The 22,584-nt window shown below is 63.7% G+C and carries 22 protein-coding genes; 12 read left to right on the top strand and 10 right to left on the bottom strand.

Annotated elements, in window-relative coordinates; genetic code table 11:
• Window positions 1-51: 51 nt before the first annotated feature.
• Window positions 52-612, top strand: a complete 561-nt coding sequence (locus FZI91_RS23075; RefSeq protein WP_162526354.1) for a TetR family transcriptional regulator — start codon at window positions 52-54, stop codon at window positions 610-612.
• Here FZI91_RS23075 and FZI91_RS23080 read toward each other — a convergent pair.
• On the bottom strand, window positions 566-2,575 hold the full coding sequence (locus FZI91_RS23080; RefSeq protein ID WP_155941463.1) for an MDR family MFS transporter: 2,010 nt from the start codon (window positions 2,573-2,575) through the stop codon (window positions 566-568). The genes FZI91_RS23075 and FZI91_RS23080 overlap by 47 nt on opposite strands.
• 162 nt (window positions 2,576-2,737) lie before the next feature.
• Here FZI91_RS23080 and FZI91_RS23085 point away from each other — a divergent pair, with 162 nt between their 5' ends.
• The 4 genes from FZI91_RS23085 (at window position 2,738) to FZI91_RS23100 (ending at window position 6,904) form a co-directional block, all read left to right on the top strand.
• Window positions 2,738-3,136, top strand: coding sequence for a PaaI family thioesterase (locus FZI91_RS23085; protein WP_155941397.1), 399 nt, complete (start codon window positions 2,738-2,740; stop codon window positions 3,134-3,136).
• A gap of 74 nt (window positions 3,137-3,210) precedes the next feature.
• Window positions 3,211-4,761, top strand: coding sequence for an aldehyde dehydrogenase (gene adh, locus FZI91_RS23090; protein WP_155941398.1), 1,551 nt, complete (start codon window positions 3,211-3,213; stop codon window positions 4,759-4,761).
• Window positions 4,758-5,156 carry a DUF779 domain-containing protein gene (locus FZI91_RS23095; protein WP_155941464.1) on the top strand — a complete coding sequence of 133 codons (399 nt, stop codon included), beginning with the start codon at window positions 4,758-4,760 and terminating at the stop codon, window positions 5,154-5,156. Before adh ends, FZI91_RS23095 begins: the two co-directional genes overlap by 4 nt.
• Window positions 5,157-5,251: 95 nt before the next feature.
• On the top strand, window positions 5,252-6,904 hold the full coding sequence (locus FZI91_RS23100) for a hypothetical protein (RefSeq protein WP_155941399.1): 1,653 nt from the start codon (window positions 5,252-5,254) through the stop codon (window positions 6,902-6,904).
• Here the strand turns inward: FZI91_RS23100 and yaaA are convergent.
• Window positions 6,894-7,640 carry a peroxide stress protein YaaA gene (yaaA, locus tag FZI91_RS23105; protein WP_162526349.1) on the bottom strand — a complete coding sequence of 249 codons (747 nt, stop codon included), beginning with the start codon at window positions 7,638-7,640 and terminating at the stop codon, window positions 6,894-6,896. The two genes, FZI91_RS23100 and yaaA, sit on opposite strands and share 11 nt — an antisense overlap.
• Window positions 7,641-7,875: 235 nt before the next feature.
• Between yaaA and FZI91_RS23110 the strand changes: the two genes are divergently transcribed.
• The gene (locus tag FZI91_RS23110; protein ID WP_155941400.1) at window positions 7,876-8,658 is read left to right on the top strand and encodes a VOC family protein; all 783 of its coding nucleotides are present in this window, start codon (window positions 7,876-7,878) and stop codon (window positions 8,656-8,658) included.
• A gap of 25 nt (window positions 8,659-8,683) precedes the next feature.
• Here FZI91_RS23110 and dinB read toward each other — a convergent pair whose 3' ends face one another.
• Window positions 8,684-9,889 (bottom strand): DNA polymerase IV, encoded by a 1,206-nt coding sequence (gene dinB, locus FZI91_RS23115; RefSeq protein ID WP_155941401.1) that lies wholly within the window; start codon window positions 9,887-9,889, stop codon window positions 8,684-8,686.
• Between the two features lie 427 nt (window positions 9,890-10,316).
• Here dinB and FZI91_RS23120 point away from each other — a divergent pair, with 427 nt between their 5' ends.
• The 3 genes from FZI91_RS23120 (at window position 10,317) to FZI91_RS23130 (ending at window position 13,200) form a co-directional block, all read left to right on the top strand.
• Window positions 10,317-12,254 (top strand): hypothetical protein, encoded by a 1,938-nt coding sequence (locus FZI91_RS23120; protein WP_155941402.1) that lies wholly within the window; start codon window positions 10,317-10,319, stop codon window positions 12,252-12,254.
• Window positions 12,255-12,343: 89 nt separating this feature from the next.
• Window positions 12,344-12,772 (top strand): MarR family winged helix-turn-helix transcriptional regulator, encoded by a 429-nt coding sequence (locus tag FZI91_RS23125; protein WP_155941403.1) that lies wholly within the window; start codon window positions 12,344-12,346, stop codon window positions 12,770-12,772.
• Window positions 12,769-13,200, top strand: a complete 432-nt coding sequence (locus FZI91_RS23130) for a hypothetical protein (RefSeq protein ID WP_155941404.1) — start codon at window positions 12,769-12,771, stop codon at window positions 13,198-13,200. Before FZI91_RS23125 ends, FZI91_RS23130 begins: the two co-directional genes overlap by 4 nt.
• Here the strand turns inward: FZI91_RS23130 and FZI91_RS23135 are convergent.
• From FZI91_RS23135 to FZI91_RS23150, 4 genes are read right to left on the bottom strand one after another with little or no spacing between them, the layout of a single operon-like run.
• Complete coding sequence (locus FZI91_RS23135; protein WP_155941405.1) at window positions 13,162-13,827, bottom strand: enoyl-CoA hydratase/isomerase family protein; 666 nt, start codon at window positions 13,825-13,827, stop codon at window positions 13,162-13,164. The two genes, FZI91_RS23130 and FZI91_RS23135, sit on opposite strands and share 39 nt — an antisense overlap.
• 6 nt (window positions 13,828-13,833) lie before the next feature.
• Window positions 13,834-14,277 carry a thioesterase family protein gene (locus FZI91_RS23140; RefSeq protein WP_162526348.1) on the bottom strand — a complete coding sequence of 148 codons (444 nt, stop codon included), beginning with the start codon at window positions 14,275-14,277 and terminating at the stop codon, window positions 13,834-13,836.
• Window positions 14,274-15,371 carry an alcohol dehydrogenase catalytic domain-containing protein gene (locus tag FZI91_RS23145; RefSeq protein WP_155941466.1) on the bottom strand — a complete coding sequence of 366 codons (1,098 nt, stop codon included), beginning with the start codon at window positions 15,369-15,371 and terminating at the stop codon, window positions 14,274-14,276. Before FZI91_RS23145 ends, FZI91_RS23140 begins: the two co-directional genes overlap by 4 nt.
• 25 nt (window positions 15,372-15,396) lie before the next feature.
• Window positions 15,397-16,029, bottom strand: coding sequence for a TetR/AcrR family transcriptional regulator (locus tag FZI91_RS23150; protein WP_162526347.1), 633 nt, complete (start codon window positions 16,027-16,029; stop codon window positions 15,397-15,399).
• 74 nt (window positions 16,030-16,103) lie between these two features.
• On the opposite strand from FZI91_RS23150, the gene FZI91_RS23155 reads away from it, so the two are divergent.
• Window positions 16,104-17,582 carry an NAD(P)/FAD-dependent oxidoreductase gene (locus tag FZI91_RS23155; protein WP_155941406.1) on the top strand — a complete coding sequence of 493 codons (1,479 nt, stop codon included), beginning with the start codon at window positions 16,104-16,106 and terminating at the stop codon, window positions 17,580-17,582.
• A gap of 37 nt (window positions 17,583-17,619) precedes the next feature.
• The gene (locus FZI91_RS23160) at window positions 17,620-18,384 is read left to right on the top strand and encodes a metalloregulator ArsR/SmtB family transcription factor (RefSeq protein ID WP_155941468.1); all 765 of its coding nucleotides are present in this window, start codon (window positions 17,620-17,622) and stop codon (window positions 18,382-18,384) included.
• Between the two features lie 3 nt (window positions 18,385-18,387).
• On the opposite strand, the gene FZI91_RS23165 is transcribed toward FZI91_RS23160, so the two are convergent.
• Together FZI91_RS23165 and FZI91_RS23170 are read right to left on the bottom strand one after the other, a co-directional pair.
• Window positions 18,388-21,258 (bottom strand): RND family transporter, encoded by a 2,871-nt coding sequence (locus FZI91_RS23165; RefSeq protein WP_155941407.1) that lies wholly within the window; start codon window positions 21,256-21,258, stop codon window positions 18,388-18,390.
• Complete coding sequence (locus FZI91_RS23170) at window positions 21,255-21,698, bottom strand: MmpS family transport accessory protein (RefSeq protein ID WP_162526346.1); 444 nt, start codon at window positions 21,696-21,698, stop codon at window positions 21,255-21,257. Before FZI91_RS23170 ends, FZI91_RS23165 begins: the two co-directional genes overlap by 4 nt.
• Before the next feature lie 94 nt (window positions 21,699-21,792).
• On the opposite strand from FZI91_RS23170, the gene FZI91_RS23175 reads away from it, so the two are divergent.
• Window positions 21,793-22,407: a TetR/AcrR family transcriptional regulator gene (locus FZI91_RS23175; protein WP_162526345.1), complete on the top strand. Its 615-nt coding sequence runs from the start codon at window positions 21,793-21,795 to the stop codon at window positions 22,405-22,407.
• Here FZI91_RS23175 and FZI91_RS23180 read toward each other — a convergent pair.
• Window positions 22,294-22,584, bottom strand: a 291-nt coding sequence (locus tag FZI91_RS23180; protein WP_166548275.1) for an HNH endonuclease signature motif containing protein, incomplete at its 5' end; no start/stop codon positions are given. The two genes, FZI91_RS23175 and FZI91_RS23180, sit on opposite strands and share 114 nt — an antisense overlap.

Here is a 22,584-nt window from a genome sequence, read left to right on the forward strand (position 1 = left end):
CGTAATACGCTGGCAGTGATGAGCGAGCAACCACGGGGTCGGCGGGCAGAGGTGTTGGATGCCGCTATTGCGGTGGCGGGCACCCACGGTGTCGATGGCCTTACCTATCGATCGGTCGACTCGGCAGCGAACGTGCCCAGCGGTACTACCTCTAATCACTTCCGTACCCGCGACGCGTTACTCCTGGGCGTCATCGTCGAGATCGAGAAGCTGCGGCGCGCGTTCTGGCGGGCGCTGGTCACGGAGACGAACCCGACTACGGTGGCCGAGCTCGTCGGTATCGTCACGGCGTATGTCAACGGTGCCGTTGGGGTAATGAGCACGCGGGTTCGGGCCTACATGGTGCTGCTCATGGCGGGCTGGAGTCATCCGGAGCTGCGCGAACCGCTGCAGCGGGGGCGGGATGCGCAGATTCCCCGCACGTTGCAGTTGATGTGCAAGGTCAACCCGGATACGCCCGATTTGCACGCGGCGATCTTGCAGGACTATCTCACTGGGATCATCTATCAGCAGCTGGCCAACCCGGCCGCGGAGTTCAACCCGCGCCCGGGTATTGAGGCGCTGATTACCGTGCTGGTGATGCCCCAGGCGCCGCGGGTAGTGCAGCGATAGGGTTCTCGCGCCAGTCGTTGTCGGTGACCAGCCGGCGTGAAATACGTTCTAGCGCAGCCTGAATCTGCTCCCGGTCCGCGCGGTCCTCGAAATCTGGTGTGCGAGAGAGTCGCTCGACCAGGTAGTGGTTGATGGCCTCGCTGACCTTGTCGACTTCCAGCCGGCCCGCGTCGGTAAGCCAGACGTGATCGTTGGTACGCAGGGCATAGCCGTGTTCGACGAGTTCATTGAAGGCCGGATCGATGACCTCCGGTGGTATCCGATACCACTGCGCGATCCGGGGTACCTCGGCCGAACCCGTGGCGCGCAGAAAACGATTGGCCTGCACCAGGGCCCAGAGCGGCGCGATGGGCATCGACATACCCGCCTGCTCGCGCAGCTTGCGCAGGCCGACGTGCGGAAAGCCGCGCATGGCATTGCTAATCGCGATCTCGAGCAGCTTGTCCGGCGAGACTGCGTTGGGCATGCCGAAGCCCTCGCCGAGGTCCATGGCGAGGGCGGAGTCGGTGCCGCGCAGCGGGACTTCTTTGAGGAATAGGGCAACGACGAATCCGAGTACGGCAACCGGTGTAGCACAAAGAAATACCAGGTCCAGCGAATTGGCGTAGGCATTAATGACGGGTATCGCGGCCTCATGCGGCAGCGCGTGCAGCGCCTGGGGAGACTGCGTGGCCTCGGGTGGAGTGTTGACCGATTTTAGTTCGCGGGCAAGGAAATTGGAGAAAAGAGATCCAAATATCGCCGCGCCGAACGAGCTGCCGATGGTTCGGAAGAACGTCACGCCGGATGTCGCAACACCCAAATCGTCGAATCGGGCGGTGTTTTGCACGATGAGGGTGAGCACCTGCATCGAGGCGCCGATGCCGACGCCCAGGATGAACAGATACAGCGACTGCAACAGGAACGGCGTCGAGTCGTCCATCCGGGACAGCAGGATCAACGCGATGGCCATGGTGGCGGTACCGAAGACCGGGTAGCGCTTGTACTTTCCGGTGCGCCCCACCAGGGTGCCGGTGCCGGTGGAGGTGATGAGCATGCCCGCCACCATGGGCAGGGTGCGCATACCCGAAGCGGTGGCCGAAACGCCGTTGACGAACTGCATGAACGTCGGCAGGTACGTCATCACCCCGAGCATGGCGAAACCGACGACGAAACTCAGCACGCAGCAGATCGTGAAGACCGGATCGCGGAACAGGCGCGGCGGCAGAATCGGTTCGGACACCCGGGATTCCACCCAGACGAAGACACCGATCGCTGCGACCGAACCGACGAACAATCCGATGATCATCGGTGAGGACCACGGATAAGTGGTGCCACCCCAGCTTGTCGCCAGCGTCAGCGCGGAGGCGCCCAACCCGATGAGCACGATGCCCCAGTAGTCGATGACGGGACGCATCGCCTTGGCCAGTGCTGGGATGGCGCCGGCGGCGACTGTGATCACCACGACCGAGATGGGCAGGTTGATGTAGAACGCCCACCGCCACCCCAGGTGATCGGTGAACAGGCCACCGAGCAGTGGGCCGATTACGGTAGTCACCCCGAAGACCGCGCCCAGGATGCCCTGATACCGGCCGCGCTCGCGCATGGGGATGATCTCGCCGATGAGGGCGGTCGCCGTCACCATGAGACCGCCGGATCCCAGTCCCTGAATGGCGCGGGCGCCGACGAGCATCGCCATCGATCCGGCCATGCCGCACAGCAGAGATCCGCCCGCGAAGATCACGATGCAGGCCATGAACACCGTTCGCCGGCCAAACAGATCGCCGAACTTGCCCATGACAGCCGTCGCCACCGTGGAGGCCAACAGGTAGCTGGTGACCACCCACGACTGATGGCCGGCATCGCCCAGATCGGCCACGACGGTGGGCAGGGCGGTGGCGACGATGGTGCCGTCCAGCGCGGCGAGCAGCATCCCGAGCAGCACGGCTATGAAGATGAGGTTGCGGCGCTGCACGCTGATCATGGAACTGGCCGCTTCCTGATCGACGGTAGGGGCGTCAGGCGGTGGCTTCACAGATTCGGCAGACATCTGTTCGCATGTTAGCCGCCGTTCCTGACAGGCCTGCGGAAGTCGGGGAACTAGGGCGCAGCAGAGCTGAGTTCACATTGAATTACATTGCACTCCATGACTCGTAATCCCCTGCCGACTGACCAGTTTCCCTCGTTTCTGGGAATCGAGTCGGTTTCCGTCGAGGATGGACGGGTCACTGCCGAGCTCCCGATTCGACGGGAGTTATTCGCTCCGAATGGTTTCGTCCACGCGGCCGCGATCGTTGGACTTGCCGACACGTTGTGCGGATACGGGTGCCTCGCGTCGCTGCCGGACGGCGCTACCGGTTTCACCACCGTCGAGCTGAAGACCAATTTCCTCGGCGCTGCCCGGGAAGGGAGGCTCACCGGGACCGCGGTGCCGGTGCATCGCGGGCGTTCCACTCAACTGTGGGATGCGACGGTGACGTCCGAGGACGGGCGCACGGTGGCCGTGTTCCGGTGTACACAGCTGGTGCTGTGGCCGAAGAGGTGACGCCTGTGCCGCGCCTCTGACCTGGGTGTAACGTACGTCACAGGGCTCGGATGTTCGACCGACAGGAGCAGGCAATGGACGATGGTCTTCGCGCAAGCGGCTCATCCTCGAAGCATGCAGCACCCGGAACCGAGGGCAGCGCAATCACATTCGCGCCCCGGTACGACAACTTCATCGGTGGTGAGTGGGTCGCGCCTGCTAGCGGTCAGTACTTCGAGAATTCCTCACCGATCGATGGCAAGGTCTTCACTCAGGTTGCCCGCAGCACCGCGCCAGACATCGAGAAGGCGCTCGACGCGGCACACGCCGCGGCAGAAGCTTGGGGTACCGCTTCGCCGACTGAGCGGTCCAACACACTGCTTAAGGTCGCCGACCGGATGGAGCAGAACCTCGAGAGGCTGGCCGTCGCGGAGACTTGGGACAACGGCAAGCCGGTCCGCGAGACCCTCAATGCCGACATCCCGCTGGCGATCGATCACTTCCGCTATTTCGCGGGGGTGCTGCGCGCCCAGGAGGGGTCGATCTCCGAGATCGACCACGACACCGTGGCCTACCACTTCCACGAGCCGCTCGGTGTAGTCGGGCAGATCATTCCGTGGAACTTCCCGATCCTCATGGCGGCCTGGAAGCTGGCCCCCGCACTGGCTGCCGGGAACTGTGTAGTGCTCAAGCCCGCCGAGCAGACGCCGGCCTCGATCATGGTGCTGATGGAACTGGTCGGTGACCTGCTGCCGCCAGGAGTGATCAACGTGGTCAATGGTTTTGGTGTCGAGGCGGGCAAGCCGCTGGCGTCAAGCCCGCGCATCGCCAAGATTTCATTCACCGGTGAGACCACCACGGGCCGGCTCATCATGCAGTACGCGACCGAGAACATCATTCCGGTCACCCTGGAGCTAGGCGGCAAGAGCCCCAACATCTTCATGCCGGATGTGATGTCCGCCGATGACGCCTTCCTGGACAAGGCGCTTGAGGGATTCACGATGTTCGCGCTCAACCAGGGTGAGGTGTGCACTTGTCCCTCGCGGGCGCTGGTGCATTCATCCATTTACGACGAGTTCATTGAGCGTGCAATCAGCCGTGTCGAGGCCATCGTGAGCGGTGATCCGCTCGACGAGGACACCATGATCGGTGCACAGGCAAGCAACGACCAGTACGAAAAGATCTTGTCCTACATTGATATTGGGCGCCAGGAGGGTGCTCAGTTGCTCACCGGTGGAGATGCCCGGAAGGTCCCCGACTACCCGGACGGTGCCTACATTCAGCCGACGGTGTTCGCGGGTACCAACAACATGCGTATTTTCCAGGAGGAGATCTTTGGGCCGGTGCTCTCCGTGGCAAAATTCGACTCGCTGGACGAGGCGCTGAAGATCGCCAACGACACCCTGTACGGCCTCGGTGCGGGCGTGTGGTCGCGCGATATGACCAACGCCTACCGGCTAGGCCGGGGTATCAAGGCGGGTCGAGTGTGGACCAACTGCTACCACCAGTACCCGGCGCATGCCGCGTTCGGTGGCTACAAGAAGTCCGGCATCGGGCGCGAGAACCACAAGATGATGCTCGATCATTACCAGCAGACCAAGAACCTCTTGGTGAGCTACTCACCCGACGCCGCGGGGTTCTTCTGATACATCGCGTCGAGCTCACCCCGGCGGCGGCAGACCTGCTGGCCTCGCTGGTGGGCAAACACGGGCCGGTGATGTTCCACCAGTCCGGCGGCTGCTGCGATGGTAGTGCGCCAATGTGTTACCCCCGCGGGGAGTTTCGGGTCGGTGCGGCGGACGTGCTGCTTGGCGAGGTTGGATTGGGAGACGCGGGTGGGACGCCGTTCTGGATGAGCGCCGACCAGTTCGCGTACTGGTCGCACACGCATCTGACCGTGGATGTGGTGCCCGGGCGGGGTTCGGGGTTTTCGTTGGAGGCGCCAGAGGGGGTGCGGTTCCTCATTCGATCTCGGTTGTTCACCGATGATGAGGTGCTTGCGCTGGCGGATCAGCCGGTGCGCACCGGAGTTGAGGGATAAGGCTTCGCGAGCGCTTCAGGTTGTCGTAGTTGTGGCCAGGTAGTAGTTTTCCCTTGTCGGAGACGGTCGGGTCGTCCGGAGGGGAGTGTCGTTCAATGCATGTCAGTATTCGAACCGCCGCGGTCGCGGCTGTGTGCAGTCTCTGCGTCGCGACGGGTGTGGACGCGCGCACCGTACGGCCGTCTCCTGCCGTGATGCCCACGGCCACAACGTATTCGGTGACAACCCGCGCAGTCTCCCTTACTTCGTTCTCTGACCTGCTGGCGGCGGCTACCCCGCAGGGCGGTGCTGAGCCACAATCGGAGTCGGCTGCTGGCGGGGTATTGAGTAGTACAGATCTCATCGGTGCAGTTGCCCAGCTCCTTGCGACATCAAAAACTGCGCCGACCAGTCCTATTCCAGAGGTCAACACGGCAGTCGCCGATCCCGCAGGCCAACCTACGGTGGACGATCCGCCTGTAAACCAGCCCGCGGCCGACGATCCGGCGCCGCCCACCAATTTCCCGGGGCCGCGTCCGGCGTTTGGTACTCCGTCCTACTTTGCACAGTTGGCGTTCGCGGTGTTCCACGTTGTTGCGTTGCCGATCGCGGTGCCGGTGCAATTCTTCCTGGGCAGCGCTGAGGGCGTGCCGACGGTGATTGCCGCGGCGATCAATGACTTGTCGGGCCTGCTCGGGCAGATCCCAGGGCTGTCGACGCAGCAACCCTCGGGGGCGCAGGCGCAGCAGAACGTCGCTGAGGTTTCCTCGCCGCTGCAGAAGCTGTCGACCGCAGCGGCCGATCCCACAGCGGCAGTGGATCCACCGGCGGATCCGCTGCCAACGAATTTCCCGGGGCCGCGTCCGGCGTTTGGTACTCCGTCCTATTTTGCGCAGTTGGCGTTCGCGGTGCTGCACGTTGTCGCGTTGCCGATCACGGTGCCAGTGCAGGCAATCATCGGTAACCCCAATGGAGTGCCGTCGGTGATTGTCGCGGCGCTCAATGACTTGACGAGTCTGCTGGGGCAGGCGCCGAAGCTGTCGGCACCGCAGACTGCCCAGACCCCGTCGGAGGCTTCCCTCGCATCGCCGAGCACGCAGGCCAACACCAAGCAGGATGCTGCGTCCGAGAAGACTGAGGCGGTCAAGAAGGACGCCGATCCGAAGACGTCCAAGACAGAACGCGCTGAGCATGAGGGCAAGTCTGCCGAAACGCCCAAAACCGAGCACGAGGTCAAGCCTGTCGAGAAGCCTGCGGAGTCGACGAAGACGGATCCTCCGAAAGCAGTCGAGCCTAAGGCGGAGCCCGCCAAAGCGGTTGAGCCCAAGGCCGATCCGGTGGCTTCAGAGCCGGTCAAGCCTGAGATCGCTAAGCCTGAGATCGCTAAGCCGGCGACCGTTAAGCCGGCGACCGTTAAGCCTGAGACCGCTAAGCCGCCGACACCAGACACCACTCACCCGGTGAAGGTCATCCGCGACAGCCTCAAGTCGACGCCCGGTGAGACCAGCACCACCGGCGGCGCTAAGGCGGCCGAGGGGTCCAAGGGCGCGGAGACCGAAAGCAAGACACCCGATGCGTCGACGTCTGCCAAGGTCCGAGAGGGATTGAAGTCCACCGAGGGCGCCAAGACTGACAAGCCGGCCGAGAAGCCACCGACTGGCAAGCCGTCAACTGAAAAGAGCGCTTCCTCATCGGAAGGGAATTCGCACTCCTCGGAAGGGAAAACGCATACCTCCGAGGGGAAGTCGCACTCGAGCTCTACGGACTGACGACGATCGTCAGCGCGTTCCCGTCGCGTTCAATATGAAGTCCTGCGCGACGGGCAACGGTCGCCACCGCGGCCGCATCGGTGGGTTCGGCTCTGCTTCCGGCGAGGATGCGTGCCAGTTTTCCCTTGTGCGCCTTGTTGAAATGGGTGATGACGGTGCGTCGCCCATCCGCATGTTCGGTGAGGCAATCGACGGTCACCGCGTGAGGCAACCGGCCCAATCCGGCGTAGGAACCCGACCGCAGGTCGACCACCAGTTCATGGGCGGCGAGCTCGGCCAGCACCGGTTCCAACGCCGGCTTCCACCGCGCGGCTAGCGACGGTTGTCCCGGCAGCTTGGATGAGGCGGACAGCCGGTAGGCCGGGACCGGATCGTCGGCGCGGAGCAGCCCGAACAACGCCGAGCCAACAGCCAGCCGCTCACGTGCACGGGTCGCGGCGGCGCCGCGCAGGGAAGTCACATCGAGGGCGTCGTAGAGCACGCCGGTGTACCGGTGCAGGGCAGGCATGGTGGGGGAGAGCCGAAGGTCGGCGTTGCGTTGGATCTCGGCGTCCTGGGATGCCGAGATACCCAGTGCCTTCCTGCTCGCCGGGGGATCGGCGGCAAGTGCGATGAGCTCGTCGATGAGTGCGGCGCGCACCGGGTTCAGCGATGGGGTGGCCAGTTCGTCCACGCGCAGGGCAGGGCCGTCCCCGCCTTCGCGTTTGGTCTCCGAGGGTGGCAGCAGCACGATCACGCCAGAGACCGTAGCGAACCGGCCCCCTGTCCGTCGCGGAGAGGGGCCGGTTGCATGTCATTAGATGATGGCTACTTGTCACCTCCGGATGGTTGGAGGTGTGACCGTCCGACCCCTTGGAGCTGCTGAGCGCGGACTTCAGCCCGCGCACCTTGGAGATGGTCGAGGGCGCGATGAGTTTTTGCGCTGCGGCGGGTCGATATCCGTGAACGCCCACCCATACGAAGGAGACCCCATGCCTACTCGTGAAGAAACCCCGCTCGGCGCCCCCGCGTGGATCGACCTTTCGTCGTCGGACCTGGAGAAGTCGAAGGCGTTCTATGGCGCGCTGTTCGGCTGGACACTGCAGGAGGCCGGCCCCGAATACGGCGGCTACGTCAACGCGCATAAGGACGGTAAGTCCGTCGCCGGAATGATCGCCAACAACCCGGAGTGGAATGCCCCCGACGGGTGGACGACCTATTTTGCGACCGACGATATCAACGCCACACTGCAGAAGGTCGCGGACAATGGCGGTGGAAATTGCATGCAGGCCATGGAAGTTCCGCAGCTCGGGTATATGGGAATTTTCGGAGATCCCTCGGGTGCCGTGGTCGGTCTGTGGCAGCCGCTGGCCCACAAGGGGTTCCAACTCGTCGCCGAGGCGGGTGCGCCGGTGTGGCATGAACTGAACACCCGTGAGTACGACAAGGCGGTCGACTTCTACACCAAGGTTCTCGGATGGGATACCAAGGTAGAGGCCGATTCCGAGGAATTGCGGTACGCCTGCGCCCAGTACGACGGTGAACCGATTGCCGGCGTCAACGATGCAACCGTCGGCCAGTGGACGCTCCCTGAAGGTGTACCGGCGCATTGGGCCGTCTATTTCGGCACCAATGACACCGACGCCAGTGCCGCCAAGGTCACCGAACTTGGCGGAGTGGTACTGACACCGGCGCAAGACACCCCGTACGGCCGGATGGCGTTGGTGCAGGACACCACCGGCGGTACCTTCTGGTTGTGCTCGGTCGGTTCCTGATTGAGGTTGGGGTGTCCCGGCGTCGTCAGATGTCCTCGAAAGTCGGGATTCCCCACTCCTCGTGCCCGCCGCCGTGCAACAGGGTGGCGCGGGTGACAGACCGGGTGCCGAACTTGCCGCGCAGCTCATCGAGCGTGCTGTCGAGCGCCAGTGTGTTTCCCTCCGTCCCCGCGAAGGGAAGCTCCAATTGCGCTGCACCGCAGGGGTCGAAGTTGGATACAGAAAATCCGATGAGGGTGATTCCCCTCTCGGAGATGAGCGGAGCGGCCTCGCCGATGAGCTGTCTCGCGACCGTAAGCAGGCGTTCGGTGGAGGTCGTGGGGCGCGGCACGGTGCGTGACCGCGTCGCGCGCGTGTAGTCATGAAAACGCAGCCGTAGCACGACGGTTCGGCAACTGCGGTCGGTGCTGCGCATTCGGCGTGCGATGCGTTCGATGAGTTGGGTGGCGATGGCGTCGATTTCGTCGGCGGTGCGTCGTCGGCGCCCTAGCGCACATTGGGCGCCGATCGACCGCTGGCGCCGACCACCTTGAACTCGCCGCTGGTCGATATTGTGTGCCAGGCAATGTAATTGGTGGCCCATGGCCCTGCCGACCATCGAGGCCAACGTGGGCTCGCCGAGATCGGCGAGGTCAGCGACCGTATGAATCCCGTAGACCCGCAGTTTTTCGGCGGTGATGGTGCCGACACCCCAGAGCGCCTGTACCGGAAGCGGTCGAAGGAACGACAACTCCTCGTGCGGCTCCACCACGAGGAGCCCGTCGGGCTTGCCCTGGCGACTGGCGACTTTGGCCAGGAATTTTGTGCGCGCGATCCCGACGGTGATCGGCAGACCTGCCCGCCGGCGAACTTCCGTCCGCAAGGTCGCCGCGATATCGCGCGGGGTACCCGAAACTCGCAGCAGGCCGGCGACATCCAGGAATGCTTCGTCGATGGACAACGGCTCGACCAGGGGAGTGGTGTCCCGAAAGACCTCGAAGACCTGCTTGCTCGCGGCGCTGTACGCATCGAAACGTGGTGACACCACTACCGCCTGTGGGCACAGCCGAAGCGCCTGCCGTCCTCCCATGGCGGTCCGCACGCCCTGTCGCTTGGCTTCGTAGCTGGCGGCGAGCACGACTCCGCCCCCAACGATCACCGGCCGGCCGCGCAGCGCGGGATCGTCACGTTGCTCGACGGAGGCATAGAACGAATCCAGATCCGCATGCAGGATGCTGGCCGTTCCCGTCATGAACAGATGGTTGCATCGGGGTACGACATTTCGGCACGTGCAGGCGTCGCAGGTCAATGAGGCGTCTGGGAAGTTTTAGGCAATTCTGTATGGCTACTGGGCGATATTTGATTTACGGCTAGGAAAACTATCGAATCCGTGGTCGGCGGCATGGTGCAGTGTGCCCTACGTTTAACCCGATTGCTCTCAGCTCATTCACATACTTTGCCCAGAAGGGGTGGTTCACGTGCGCGTTCGTCTTCGTGCAACGGCCGCCGCGACGGTTTGCAGTGTCTGCATTGCCGCGTCGGCTTCCGTGCCCACAATCCAAGCTCCCAGCGCCAGTCCAGAACAACACCGGACAGTTTCGACGCAGGCCTACGTCCTGACGTCGAACGATGGCCCGCTTTCGCCGGCCAACCTAGGCTCGCTGGCCGCGTTTCCGGGTGTGACACCTGCCGCCGCCGCTCCCGCTGCGGCTCCGGCGCCGACGCTGCCGTGGCAGGATCCGTGGAACAAGATCATCAATCCCATTGTGGGGCTTGCGTTTGATGTGTTTGTGACGTTGCCGATCAATGTTCCGATTTTGGTGTTGACGGGTCAGACGGCTGCGTTGCAGGCGCAGCTGACGAAGGCGCAGGCGAACTTTGATGCCGTGGCCAAGCTGTTCACGACCGGTTTTGGCCTGCTGCCCGCGCCCGCTCCTGCCGCTGCACCTGCGGCGGCCCCCGCCGCGCTGTCCAAGGTATCCGCGCTCGCTTCCACTCCGAATGCGGCGCCCGCCGCTGCGGCTCCGGCGCCGACACCGGCGTGGCAGGATCCGTGGAACAAGATCGTCAATCCCATTGTGGGGCTTGCGTTTGATGTGTTTGTGACGTTGCCGATCAATGTTCCGATTTTGGTGTTGACGGGTCAGACGGCTGCGTTGCAGGCGCAGCTGACGAAGGCGCAGGCGAACTTTGATGCCGTGGCCAAGCTGTTCACGACCGGTTTCGGCCTGCTGCCCGCGCCCGCCGCTGCGCCCGCTGTCGCTCCTGCCGTCGCTCCACTGGCAGCGCCGAAGGTGACGTCGTTCGCTTCCTTCGCACAGCCCGCCGCTGCCGCTGCTGCCGCTCCGGCGCCGACGCCGGCGTGGCAGGATCCGTGGAACAAGATCGTCAATCCCATTGTGGGGCTTGCGTTTGATGTGTTTGTGACGTTGCCGATCAATGTTCCGATTTTGGTGTTGACGGGACAGTCGGCTGCGTTGCAGGCGCAGCTGACGAAGGCGCAGGCGAACTTGGATGCCGTGGTGAAGCTCTTCGCTACCGGTTTCGGCCTGTTCCCTGCGCCGACGGCAGCTCCGGCCGCCGCACCGCTCGCGGCCACCGCCCCTCTGGCGGCCGCCGCACCCAAGGTCGAGTCCGCAACCGCCGCGCCGGTTGTGACGCCGAAGGCCGCCGTTCCCGGTGTCCCGCCGGTCCTGCAGGACCCGCTGGGCAACCTCGCGGTGCCGATCGCCGACGCCGCGTTCAAGGTAGCCATCCTGCCCGTCGTCTTGCCCGTCTACTTCCTGACGCAGAATGCGGCGGCTCAGGCGAAGGCTCTTGCCGACGCGCAGGCGGCCACCGCGAAGGCAGTTGCTGCCATCCAGTCGATCTTCAGCGGCATCGGATTGCCGGGTATCGGCGCCCTCACCGCTGCGGCCAACGTGACCGCACCCAAGTCGCTGCTGACCGACGCCGTCGCCAAGACGACCGTCGAGAAGTCGGCGACCGTGGACGCCAAGAAGGATGACGCCAAGCCCGCCGTGCACGAGGGTTCGGCAACAACCGACAAGCCTGCCAAGGCCGAGGGAGATTCCAAGAAGCCGGTTGAGCACGTCGGATCCGGCGCGGACAAGGGCAAGCCGGCCACGGGTGCCGAGGAGTCCAAGACCGAGGAGTCCAAGACCGAGGAGACCAAGACCTCCGCGGACAAGGCCACCGAGGACAAGGCGACCAAGCCTGCGGAGCCCGCCAAGCCGGCCACTCCTGCGGATTCGGCCAAGCCCGCGACTCCTGCGGATCCGGCCAAGCCCGCGACTCCTGCAGAGCCGAAGGTCAACCTGCCGAAGATCAAGCTGCCTACCCCGTCCACCAAGGTCGGGCAGGTCAGCGGTGGGGTTGCTCCCAAGGCCGACGACACGGCCAAGGGGCCCAAGGCCGGCGACACAGCCAAGTCCGAGAAGGACGCCGCGCCCGCGAAGAAGCCCGAAAAGGACGCTTCACCTGTGAAGAAGCCGGAGACTGCGGCCTCGACCGCAGGCAAGACGGAGTCCGGTTCGTCCTCCGCGTCGAGCGATTCGCACACGGGCAGCTCGACCGGTTCCTCGCACAGCGACTCGCACTCGGGGTCGTCTGACTAGTCTCCGGTAGCAAGCTCAAAGGTCCCCGCGCCCGACACGGCGCGGGGACCTGCTTGTAAGCGGCACTGACATAAGTCAACATCATTGACATGGAAATAGATGGACGGGCCACCCTGGGGTACATGCTGACCCGCACCGCGACATCACTGCGGGGCAAGGTCGCGGCCCGACTGGAGCCGATCGGCCTCAGCCTGCCCGAGTACATCTGCATGCAGATCCTGCGCACCTATCCGGGCATGTCCAACTCCGAGCTGGCCCGGCAGGCCATGGTCACCAGGCAAGCCATGAACGCGGTGCTGCACCGGTTGGAGGAGGAGGGTCTCATCTCCCGGCCCGAGAATGCGGACCACGGGCGGTCACTGCCCGCTCGTCTCACCCGGCGCGGCAGCATCCAGCTCGAGAAGGCGGTGGAAGCGGTGACCGCAGGCGAGAACGAGGTCATGGAGAAGCTCACGTCCGATGAGCGTCGCGCCTTGAAGGCGATGTTGGCCAAGTGCGTCCCGAGCCAACTGCCATGAGACGCGCCGGCTGGCTGATCGCGTTCACCGGTCTGGTGGTCGGGCTCAGCGTCTGGCTTCCCTGGCTGCGGACCTCGGCCAGCGGAGGGGGACGAGCCAGCGCCATCGGCGGTGCCACCGGATCGGTGGTATTGCCGCCCGGATTCGGCGCGGGACAAATGATCTTGCTGGTATCGGCGCTACTCGTGGTGGCCGGATGCATGGTGGGACAGCACATTCTGCACCGGGTCGCCCCGATCGCCGCGGGTGTGCTGGCGCTGGGGCTGCTGGGGCTGGAATTGTTGTATTACCGCACGAATGTCAAGGCGCCGATCGTGACGGGGTACGGTTTTTGGGTAGCGATCTCGACGTCGGCTATCGCCGTCGCGCTGGCCATCGTGGCCTTGTTGTCACGACCCCAATCCGGCGAGCAGCAGTGGCACGGTTGAGCCATACATCCCGTACTTGACGCTGCCGAGGGTGTCTCGATTTTTGCCCACCAATGCCGCGACGAAACTCGTTGCGGTAGATAGCACCCCGTCTTCGGCGACGGCAGCGTCGACGATCTGGTAGTTGAGTGCATCGGCGCCGCCCAACCTGCGTCCGCTCGGCATGGTCGCCGAGGCCGCCTGCGGCGTCATCTTGCCCTGACACAACGCCGCCATGCCGGGAGTGAACGGCATGCCGAGATCGACCTCGGGTAGGCAGAAGAATCCGCGATCGGCGCGCATCACCCGGTAGTCGCAGGCCAGCGCGACCATGGCGCCGGCACCGAACGCGTGGCCGTTGACGGCGGCGACGGTGGGCGTCGGGAATACGAGGAAGCGCGCCAGGATCTTCTGGACCTCGGTGATGTACCAGCTGAGCTTGTCGGGATTGGCGCCCAGGAAATCGACGTCCAGCCCGTTGGAGAAGAACTTGCCGCTGCCGGTGACCACCAGCGCGGACGGGGTGCCGTCGTCCAGAACCTCGTCCAGCAGTGCATTGATCTGCTCGATATTCGCTGTGGTGAACCGGTTTTCGTCGGTGCCGAGTTCAAGGGTGTAGATGGCATCGGAGCGGGTTAGAGATGGCATGTGTGGTTACCTCAACTGTTCGAGAGCCGTGGCTACTTGCTCGGGGATGGGGACCGGGGTGCGTGCGTCGGAGTCCACGTAGACGTGGACGAATCTACCGAGGGCGCGCGGAGTGTCTTCGACGACGCCGTTCACAACCGTGAATACGGCGAGTTTGTAGATGACGCTGCTGCGGCCCTGGTGCTCCAGCGCCAACCCGATGGACAGCTCATCTGGGAACGACACCTCGGCCAGGTATTTACAGGACGTTTCGGCGACGACGCCGATGGCAGGCAAGTCACGGATATCGCATCCAGCGGCCTCCATCAGCCAGCCGTTGACGGCGGTATCGAACCATGCGTAGTACACGACGTTGTTGACGTGTCCGTAGACATCGTTGTCGGCCCAACGAGTTTGGTGCCGAAGGTGTACCGGGAAGTCGGCCTTGGTGGGGATGTCGGGTTTAGTCACGGGCGTACGACCTGTCGAACTGCCAGGCCGTCGGCCAGCGCGTCGAGCGCAATGTTGATGTCCTCCAGTGGCAGCTCTCCGGACTTGAGCTTCTCCACCGGCAGCCGTCCTACGCGCCACAGCGCCAGCATCGCGGGGATGTCCTGCTGTGGTTGCGCCGACCCCATGTACGAGCCCAGAATGCTGCGCCCCTCGGCCACAATGCTTAACGCGGGGAGGGTGATTCGCGCGTCGGGGTGTGGCAGTCCCACCGACACGGTGCCACCGCCGCGGCCGGTGAGCGCGTATGCCTGTTCCAGTACCGCGGCCGATCCGACGACCTCGAACACCCAGTCGTGACCGCCCGGCGCCGCGTCCGGGGCGCAAGCGCTGGTGGCCCCGAGCTCAAGGGCCAGTTCGCGTTTGGCGGCAACAGGGTCGATGGCGAGCACCCGCCCGGCGCCCGCGGCGGCGGCCGACATCACCACGGCCTGGCCGACACCGCCGAGTCCGAGGACCGCGACCGAGTCGCCGGGACGTATCGCGGCGGTATGGGTGACCGCCCCGAAACCCGTCAGCATGGCGCAGCCGAAAAGGGCGGCGGTGTCCAGCGGCACATCTTTCTCGATGACGACCACCGAATTACGGTCTACCACGGCATGATCGGCGAAGCCCGAGACGCCCAAGTGATGGCGAATCTCAGTGCCGTCCAGATCGCGCAGGCGGGTACCGCCGCGAATCAGATCACCGCGACCGTTGGCTGCCGCGGCGTCGGGGCACAGCGCGGGGCGACCCGAGGAGCAGTACCGACATGCGCCGCAGCTCGGCACGTACACCAGCACCACGTGATCGCCGGGGGAGACGTCGCGAACACCGGGTCCGACGTCGGCGACGACGCCGGCCGCCTCGTGTCCAAGGGCCATGGGCATCGGGCGTATCCGGTTGCCGTCGACGACCGACAGATCCGAGTGGCACAGTCCGGCCGCTTCGATTCGGACCAGCACCTCACCGGGGCCGGGCGGGTCGAGCTCCAGGTCAACGACTTTCAGCGGATGGGTGTCGCGGTATGGCCGGTCGACGGGTGCTGCGTGCAGCACAGCGGCGCGAATTCGCATGGATGAGCCGCTTGCGCGAAGACTTTCAGGCACAGACCCCTCCGTAGATCGCATTGAGCCAGACGTGGAGCAGCGTATCGACAACGTCGGCGTCCGCGACGGCGGGTTGCTGGCCGGTGAAGGTGGACTGCATCACCGACTGGTTGATGAGATTGAGCGCAATGGCGATATCGCGGGCGGGAATCGTCGTCGGCGCCGCCCCACGTGCGCGTTCGGCGTCGATACCAATCGTGGTGTTGGCGACCCAGTTTTCCGTCACCTCGGACCAGCGTTGATCCAACTCAGCGTTGGCGCCCTGGACCCCGGACAAGGCCACCGAGACGGCGCGGTGCGAACCGAAGGCGTCGAAGTAGGCCTTGATCACCGCGCGCCAGTACTCCGCGATGCTGGTCATGGCAGCCGGATCGATGCTCGCGACATTGGCGTCGGCTTCCTCGATGATCCGCTCGGCAAGCGTGAGGAGCACGGCCTCCTTGGAAGAGAAGTAGAAGTAGAACGTCGGCCGGGAGATCCCCGCTCCGCGCGCCAGATCGTCGACGGAGATATCCGCGAGAGGGCGGTCCCTGAGCAGTTCCTCGGCGTTGGCCAGGATCGCCTGTATGCGCTCATCCCCGGAGGGCCGCGTGGTTTTGCGGCCTCTTGTGGTCGGTTTTGTCACGTCTACCTGCGCATTCTATAAAGTTCTCGACACACTGTTGACTTTCTCGACACTGCGTCGATAGCCTAGTCCTCATGACCGAACATGTCGACATTGTCATCGTGGGCGCCGGGATCTCAGGTATTGGCATGGCCTGCCACATCACCCGCGACGTGCCGGGTAAGAATTTCGTGGTGCTGGAGGGTCGCGAGCGCATCGGCGGTACCTGGGACCTGTTCCGTTACCCGGGGATCCGCTCCGACTCCGACATGTTCACCCTGGGCTTCAACTTCCGTCCGTGGACCAGCACCAAGGGCATTGCCGATGGGACGTCCATCCGCGAGTACGTCACCGACACCGCGCGCGAATTCGGCGTGGATAAGAAGATCCGCTTCGGGCACAAGGTCGTCGGCGCCGAATGGTCCTCCGAGGACGGGCTCTGGACCGTGCGTGCCGAGCGTGATGGCGAGGCCGTCGAGTTCACCTGCGAGTTCTTCTTGGGCTGCACCGGTTACTACAACTACGACGAGGGCTTCACGCCCGATTTCGAGGGTGCCGAGGACTTCACCGGTCAGGTGATTCATCCGCAGCACTGGCCCGAGGACCTGGATTACGCCGGCAAGAAGGTTGTCGTCATCGGCAGTGGCGCGACGGCGATGACGCTGGTTCCCGCGATGGCCCCGACCGCCGGGCACGTCACCATGCTGCAGCGCTCGCCCACCTATGTGGTGTCGCTGCCGTCCACCGACGCGCTGGCGGTGGCGTTGAAGGGCAAGCTGCCCGCCTCGATCGCGTACCCGATCGTGAAGTGGAAGAACCAGATGGTCAGCTTCATCAGCTACCAGACCAGCCGTCGCGACCCGGAGCGGATGAAGGGGATCCTGCGTGCGCTGTTGAAGCGTCAGCTCCCCGATTTCGACCTGGACAAGCACTTCACCCCGAAGTACAACCCGTGGGATCAGCGGCTGTGTGTGGTGCCGGATTCGGATCTGTTCCGTGCGCTGCGCAAGGGCACCGCGTCGATCGCCACCGACCGCATCGCGCGATTCACGCCGAAGGGCCTCCTGTTGGAGTCGGGCGAGGAGCTTGAGGCCGACATCATCGTCACGGCAACGGGTTTGAATGTTCAGCTGGCGGCCGGCCTCAAACCCGTCGTCGACGGCGTCGAGGTTGATCCGTCGAAGTGCGTCACCTACAAGGGGCTGATGCTGACGGGCATCCCGAACTTCATCTTCACGTTCGGATACACCAATGCCTCGTGGACACTGCGTGCCGATCTGGTGTCGCAGTACACCTGTCGGCTGCTCAACTACATGGACAAGCAGGGGCAGACGGTCGTCTGGCCCGTCGAACCCGAGACCGCCGAGCGGCTGCCCTTCGTCGACCTGGACTCCGGGTACATCTCCCGGGCGGCCGAGGCGATGCCGCATCAGGTACCGGCGGCTCCGTGGCGTTCGTACCAGAACTACTTCCGTGAGCTGCCCGTGCTGAAATACGGGAAGATCGCCGATAAGGGCGTCCGCTTCAGCAGGGTTAATGCCGCCAAGAAGGCGCCCGTTGCAATAGGCAGGTAAATACCTGCATAATGATCGGGTGCACCCCGATCTCGAATTGGTCTTCAGGGCGCTCGCTGATCCAACGCGACGAGCGCTGCTGGATCGGCTGCATGAACACAACGGCCAGACCCTGGGTCAGTTATGCGAGGACGTGTCGATGACACGGCAATCGGCGACTCAGCATCTGGGCGTACTCGAATCCGCCAACCTGATCAGCACCGTGCGTCAGGGCCGGGAGAAGCTGCACTATCTCAATCCGGTTCCGCTGCACGAGATTCAGGAACGGTGGATCGACAAGTTCGAACGCCCGCGACTGCGAGCGTTGAGTGCCATCAAGCAGCGAGCCCAGGAGGAATCCGTGACTAAGTCTTCTCAGCCTTCCCAACCTACGTTCGTCTACACCACCTACATCAACAGCACACCGGAAAAGGTGTGGGAGGCCATCACCGACCCCGAACTCAGCGGGCAGTACTGGGGACACGCGAATGTCTCTGACTGGCAACAGGGTTCACGCTGGGAGCATCAGCGGTTGGATGGTTCCGGCATCGCCGACGTGGTCGGCACCGTGGTGGAGGCAGATCCGCCGCGCAAGCTGGTGACCACGTGGGCCGAGCCGTCTGGCGGACAGGAGTCCACCGTCACGTTCCTGATTCAGCCGTACCAAGACATCGTGCGTCTGACCGTGACGCATGCTGATCTCGCGGATCCTACCGAGTATGCGCAGGCTAGCGGTGGATGGGCGGCCGTCCTGTCAAACCTCAAGTCGTTCTTGGAGACTGGATCCCCGCTGCCGACCGAGCCGTGGACTCAACCGGGCTGACCGCTACCCGCTCACCGAGACCGGCCCGGTGGTGTCGTCCGACCCAACAGGCTTCGGCCCAAAGGGTTTAGGCGCCGGGCGAGTGCGCACATTTATCGGCCACCAGAACCAGCGACCCAGCATGGTGGCGATCGCCGGCGTCAAGAAGGACCGCACTACCAAGGTGTCGAAGAGCAGTCCGAGGCCGATCGTGGTGCCGATCTGCCCGAGGACGAGCAGATCGTTGAAGATGAAGGATGACATCGTCACCGCGAAGACCAGGCCTGCGGCGGTGACGACCCCGCCGGTGCCGGCAATGGCGCGGATGATGCCCGTCTTCAGTCCCGCGCCGGTTTCTTCCTTGAATCGGGAGATCAGCAGCAGGTTGTAGTCGGCCCCGACCGCCAGCAAGATGATGACCGCCAGCGGGAAAATGACCCAGAACAGCGGAATGCCGAAGATGTACTGCCACACTACAACTGACATGCCGAAAGAGGCCGCCAGCGACAGCGCCACGGTCCCGACGATGACCAAGGCCGCAACCAGGCTGCGCGTCAGGAACATCATGATGAGCAGGATGAGACCGAGTGAAGCCAGTGCGGCCATCAGCAGGTCGTACTTCTGACCGTCTTGGATATCTTTGTATGCCGAGGCGGTTCCGGCCACGTAGATCTTGGCGTCCGCCAGTGGAGTGGCCTTCACGGCGTCGAAGGCGGCCTCTCTGATTGCATCAATGTGCTTGATCCCCTCGGAGGTCTGCGGATCGCCTTGGTGGGTAATGATCATCCGCGCGGCCTTGCCATCCGGGGACATGAACAGCTTCATACCGCGTTTGAACGCGGGGTTGTCAAACGCCTCCGGTGGCAGGTAGAAGGAGTCATCGTTCTTCGCGTCATCGAAGGCCTTGCCCAACTCGGTTGCGGTGCGGGTGGATTCCTCATTCTGTTGGTTGGTGCCGTCGTTGATGGCGTAGTTGGAGAGAGTCAGGTCGCGGTTCTTCTCCTGGATGGCGATCTGCGGCGGTATCAGCTCCACAAGTTTGGGCTGTAGCGTGTCGAGCTTGTCGAGGCTCCCGGTGACCGATTGCAGTGCATCGACGAGTTCATCAATACCGTCGAGGGCATCGAAGATCGATCGCAGTGCCGCACAGAAGGGGATGTCGAAACAGTGTGGTTCCCAATAGAAATAGTTACGGATGGGCCGGAACTGGTCGTCGAAGTTCGCGATCTTGTCCCGTAGGTCCTCGGCGACGGCCACCGTCTGCTGAAATCCTTGAGTTTGTTCGTGCGTGATGGCTGCGCTTTGTTTCTGAAGCGCCAGTTGTTGTTTCAGCACGGCGATGGTCTGCGTCATCTGGTCGGCCTGCTGCGTGAGGTACAAGGCCTGGTTCTGCTGCTGCGAGAGGTTCATCAGCTGACTCGCGCTTGATGCGCTGATCTGAAACGGTATGGATGAATGGGTGATTGGCGTCCCGAGGGGGCGCGTGATCGATTGCACCAGGGCCACGCCTCGCGCATGCAGAACCGATTTGGCGACGCGTTCCAGTAAGACCATGCCTGCGGGGTTACGCATGTCGTGGTCGGTTTCGATCATGAGAAGTTCGGGGTTGAGTCGGGCGACGGAGAAGTGACGTTCTGCCGCGGCATATCCCACGTTCGACGGGGTGCTGTCGGGCATGTAGATGCGGCCGTCGTACGTGGTCTGGTATCCCGGCAATGCGAGTACCCCAACGAACGTCACCACGCAGGAGGCGACGAGAATTGGGCCGGGCCAGCGCACAATTGCCGTGCCGATGCGGCGCCATCCGCGGGTGCGCATCGCACGTTTGGGCTCCATCAGACCGAAGTGACTGGCGATTACCAGCACCGCGGGTGCCATGGTGAGGGCCGCGGCCAATGCCACCAGCACCCCGAGCGCTGCAGGCACGCCAAGGGTTTGGAAGTAGGGCAGTCGCGTGAACGACAGGCAGAACAACGCACCCGCGACGGTCAAACCCGATCCGATGATCACGTGAGCGGTGGATTTGAACATCGTGTAATAGGCGGTCACGCGATCCTCGCCGGCCGAGCGTGCCTCCTGGTAGCGCCCGACGAAGAATATCGCGTAGTCGGTGCCGGCGGCGATGGCGAGCATGGTGAGAAGGTTCGTCGCGTAAGTCGACAAACCGATGGCGCCCGTATGCCCCAGTGCGGCAACGACTCCTCGTGCTGATGAGAGTTCCACCATGACCGTCACCAGGACGATGGCCGTCGTGACGAGCGAGCGGTAGACGACCAGCAGCATGACGGCGATGACCGCGAAGGTGATGATCGTGACCTGGGCGGCGTCCGCGTTGCCTATCTCGAATTGATCGGTGATGGTCGGCGCCTCGCCCGATACGTAGGCCTTGATCCCATCTGGGGCTGGCGTGTCCGCCACGATGCGGCGCACGGCGTCGACGGATTCGTTGGAGAGTGCCTCGCCCTGGTTGCCGGCGACGTAGACCTGCACGTACGCGGCCTTGCCGTCCTTGCTTTGCGAGCCACCCGCGGTGATCGGGTCACCCCAGTAATCGGCCACATGTTGGACGTGTTCGCGGTCCTCATTCAGCCGCTGCACCAACGTGTTATAGAAGTCGTGAGCTTTGGCGCCAAGGGGATTCTCGCCTTCGAGTACCACCATTGCCGAGCTGTCCGAGTCGAACTCGTTGAACACTTTGCCGATGTGTCGCATCGCGAGAGTGGACGGTGCGTCGGCCGCGTTCATGGGGGCCGAGCGTTCGGCACCGACGATTTCCAGCTGCGGTACAAGGGCGTTGGTCACTCCGGCGACCGCCACCCAGAACAGAATGATGGGCACTGAGAGGCGGCGGATGATCCGTGCCGGTCGCGACTCTTGGGCGTGACCGGCACTCATGCGGACTTGTCCAGGCAGGTGGTGTAGCCGTTCACGATGGTGACGGTCCTTTCGTCCTTGACGATGCCGTCGACGGTGATGCGGCAGCCGGTTACGTAACCGGTGCCCTGGGCGCGCAGATCGGCGAACAGGGTGGGGTCGTTGGTGACCAGCTCGTGAGACCACGGCAGTGGTGCGTTGTCGACGCGGTGTGGTTGAGCGTTTTCATCGAGGAAGTTGACGGTTGCGGTGCTCCCGGCCGTGCCGAAGACCTCGAAGAGGACGCGTTTGGGGTTGTAGTTGGTGTTTTCCATGGCCTCGGTGCCTGGGCGGGACAGCTCGATGTTCGAACCGAATACGCCGTGAAGCCGAGTCACGCCGAAGGCCACCACGGCCACCACGCAAGCCGCTACGACCAACGTCCACCACCGTTTGAGGAGAGTCCAGAGCCGACCCTGCACTAGTGTCCACGCCCTCTCAGTAGTCGGCAGGCCGCGGATCGAGTACTGAGAGGCGGTCGAGCCGATTTGCGGAACGGTACGGTACCGTACTCCCGTGAGGCGAGGTGTGTCAACGGGGTTGACTAAGGCGGGGAAGGGGCGCGAAGCCTCGCCGTGGACCCCGCGCGAGGTGGAGCTGCTCGCTGTCACGCTGCGGCTGCTTCAGCAGCATGGTTACGACCGCCTGTCGATGGATGAAGTCGCTACCGAGTCGAGGGCAAGTAAGGCAACGATCTATCGGCGTTGGCCTTCGAAAGCTGAACTGGTGTTGGCGGCCTTCATTGAAGGAATGCGTGCGCAGTTGGTGCGGCCAAACACCGGATCTCTTCGTGAGGACCTGCTGACCATTGGCACCCATGCGCTCGCCGATGTTCGACGCAACTCGCCCATCATGCGTGGGATGTTGAATGAGATCACGCGAAACCCCGCATTGACCAAGGCATTTCGGACGAAGTTTGTTGATCAGCGCAAGGAGTTGATCGACGATGTGCTCGCCGCGGCCGTTGAACGAGGTGAGATTGACGCGGCTGCCATCAACGAGGAGCTCTGGGATCTGTTACCGGGGTACCTCGTGTTCCGCGGGCTGCTGCCGGTGAGGTCGGCTACGGCCGATACCGTCCGAACGCTGGTGGATGATGTGATCATGCCGAGTCTGACCCGCGAGCTCTGAACTGCCGAGGTTGAGTTGTGGTGGGGGTATCCATTCGGTGGTGCCGTCTGGTTGTTTTCGGGTGGTCCAGCCTTGGGATAGGAGGCGGTGGTGGGCGGGGCAGGCGAAGGTGAGTCGGTCGATGTCGGTGGTACCGCCATGGGCCCACTCGTGGATGTGGTGGACCTCGCAGAGGTA

It is taken from the genome of Mycobacteroides sp. CBMA 271, from assembly GCF_009729205.1.
In the GTDB taxonomy this organism is placed as follows: domain Bacteria; phylum Actinomycetota; class Actinomycetes; order Mycobacteriales; family Mycobacteriaceae; genus Mycobacterium.

Bases quoted from the DNA above. Each gene is read 5' to 3' on its own strand.
- FZI91_RS23165 (WP_155941407.1), bottom strand. From the start codon at position 21,258: ATGAGTGCCGGTCACGCCCAAGAGTCGCGACCGGCACGGATCATCCGC.
- adh (WP_155941398.1), top strand. From the start codon at position 3,211: ATGGACGATGGTCTTCGCGCAAGCGGCTCATCCTCGAAGCATGCAGCA.
- FZI91_RS23135 (WP_155941405.1), bottom strand. From the start codon at position 13,827: ATGCCATCTCTAACCCGCTCCGATGCCATCTACACCCTTGAACTCGGC.
- FZI91_RS23125 (WP_155941403.1), top strand. From the start codon at position 12,344: ATGGAAATAGATGGACGGGCCACCCTGGGGTACATGCTGACCCGCACC.
- FZI91_RS23155 (WP_155941406.1), top strand. From the start codon at position 16,104: ATGACCGAACATGTCGACATTGTCATCGTGGGCGCCGGGATCTCAGGT.
- FZI91_RS23080 (WP_155941463.1), bottom strand. From the start codon at position 2,575: ATGATCAGCGTGCAGCGCCGCAACCTCATCTTCATAGCCGTGCTGCTC.
- FZI91_RS23100 (WP_155941399.1), top strand. From the start codon at position 5,252: ATGCATGTCAGTATTCGAACCGCCGCGGTCGCGGCTGTGTGCAGTCTC.
- dinB (WP_155941401.1), bottom strand. From the start codon at position 9,889: ATGACGGGAACGGCCAGCATCCTGCATGCGGATCTGGATTCGTTCTAT.
- FZI91_RS23130 (WP_155941404.1), top strand. From the start codon at position 12,769: ATGAGACGCGCCGGCTGGCTGATCGCGTTCACCGGTCTGGTGGTCGGG.
- FZI91_RS23085 (WP_155941397.1), top strand. From the start codon at position 2,738: ATGACTCGTAATCCCCTGCCGACTGACCAGTTTCCCTCGTTTCTGGGA.
- FZI91_RS23110 (WP_155941400.1), top strand. From the start codon at position 7,876: ATGCCTACTCGTGAAGAAACCCCGCTCGGCGCCCCCGCGTGGATCGAC.
- FZI91_RS23145 (WP_155941466.1), bottom strand. From the start codon at position 15,371: ATGCGAATTCGCGCCGCTGTGCTGCACGCAGCACCCGTCGACCGGCCA.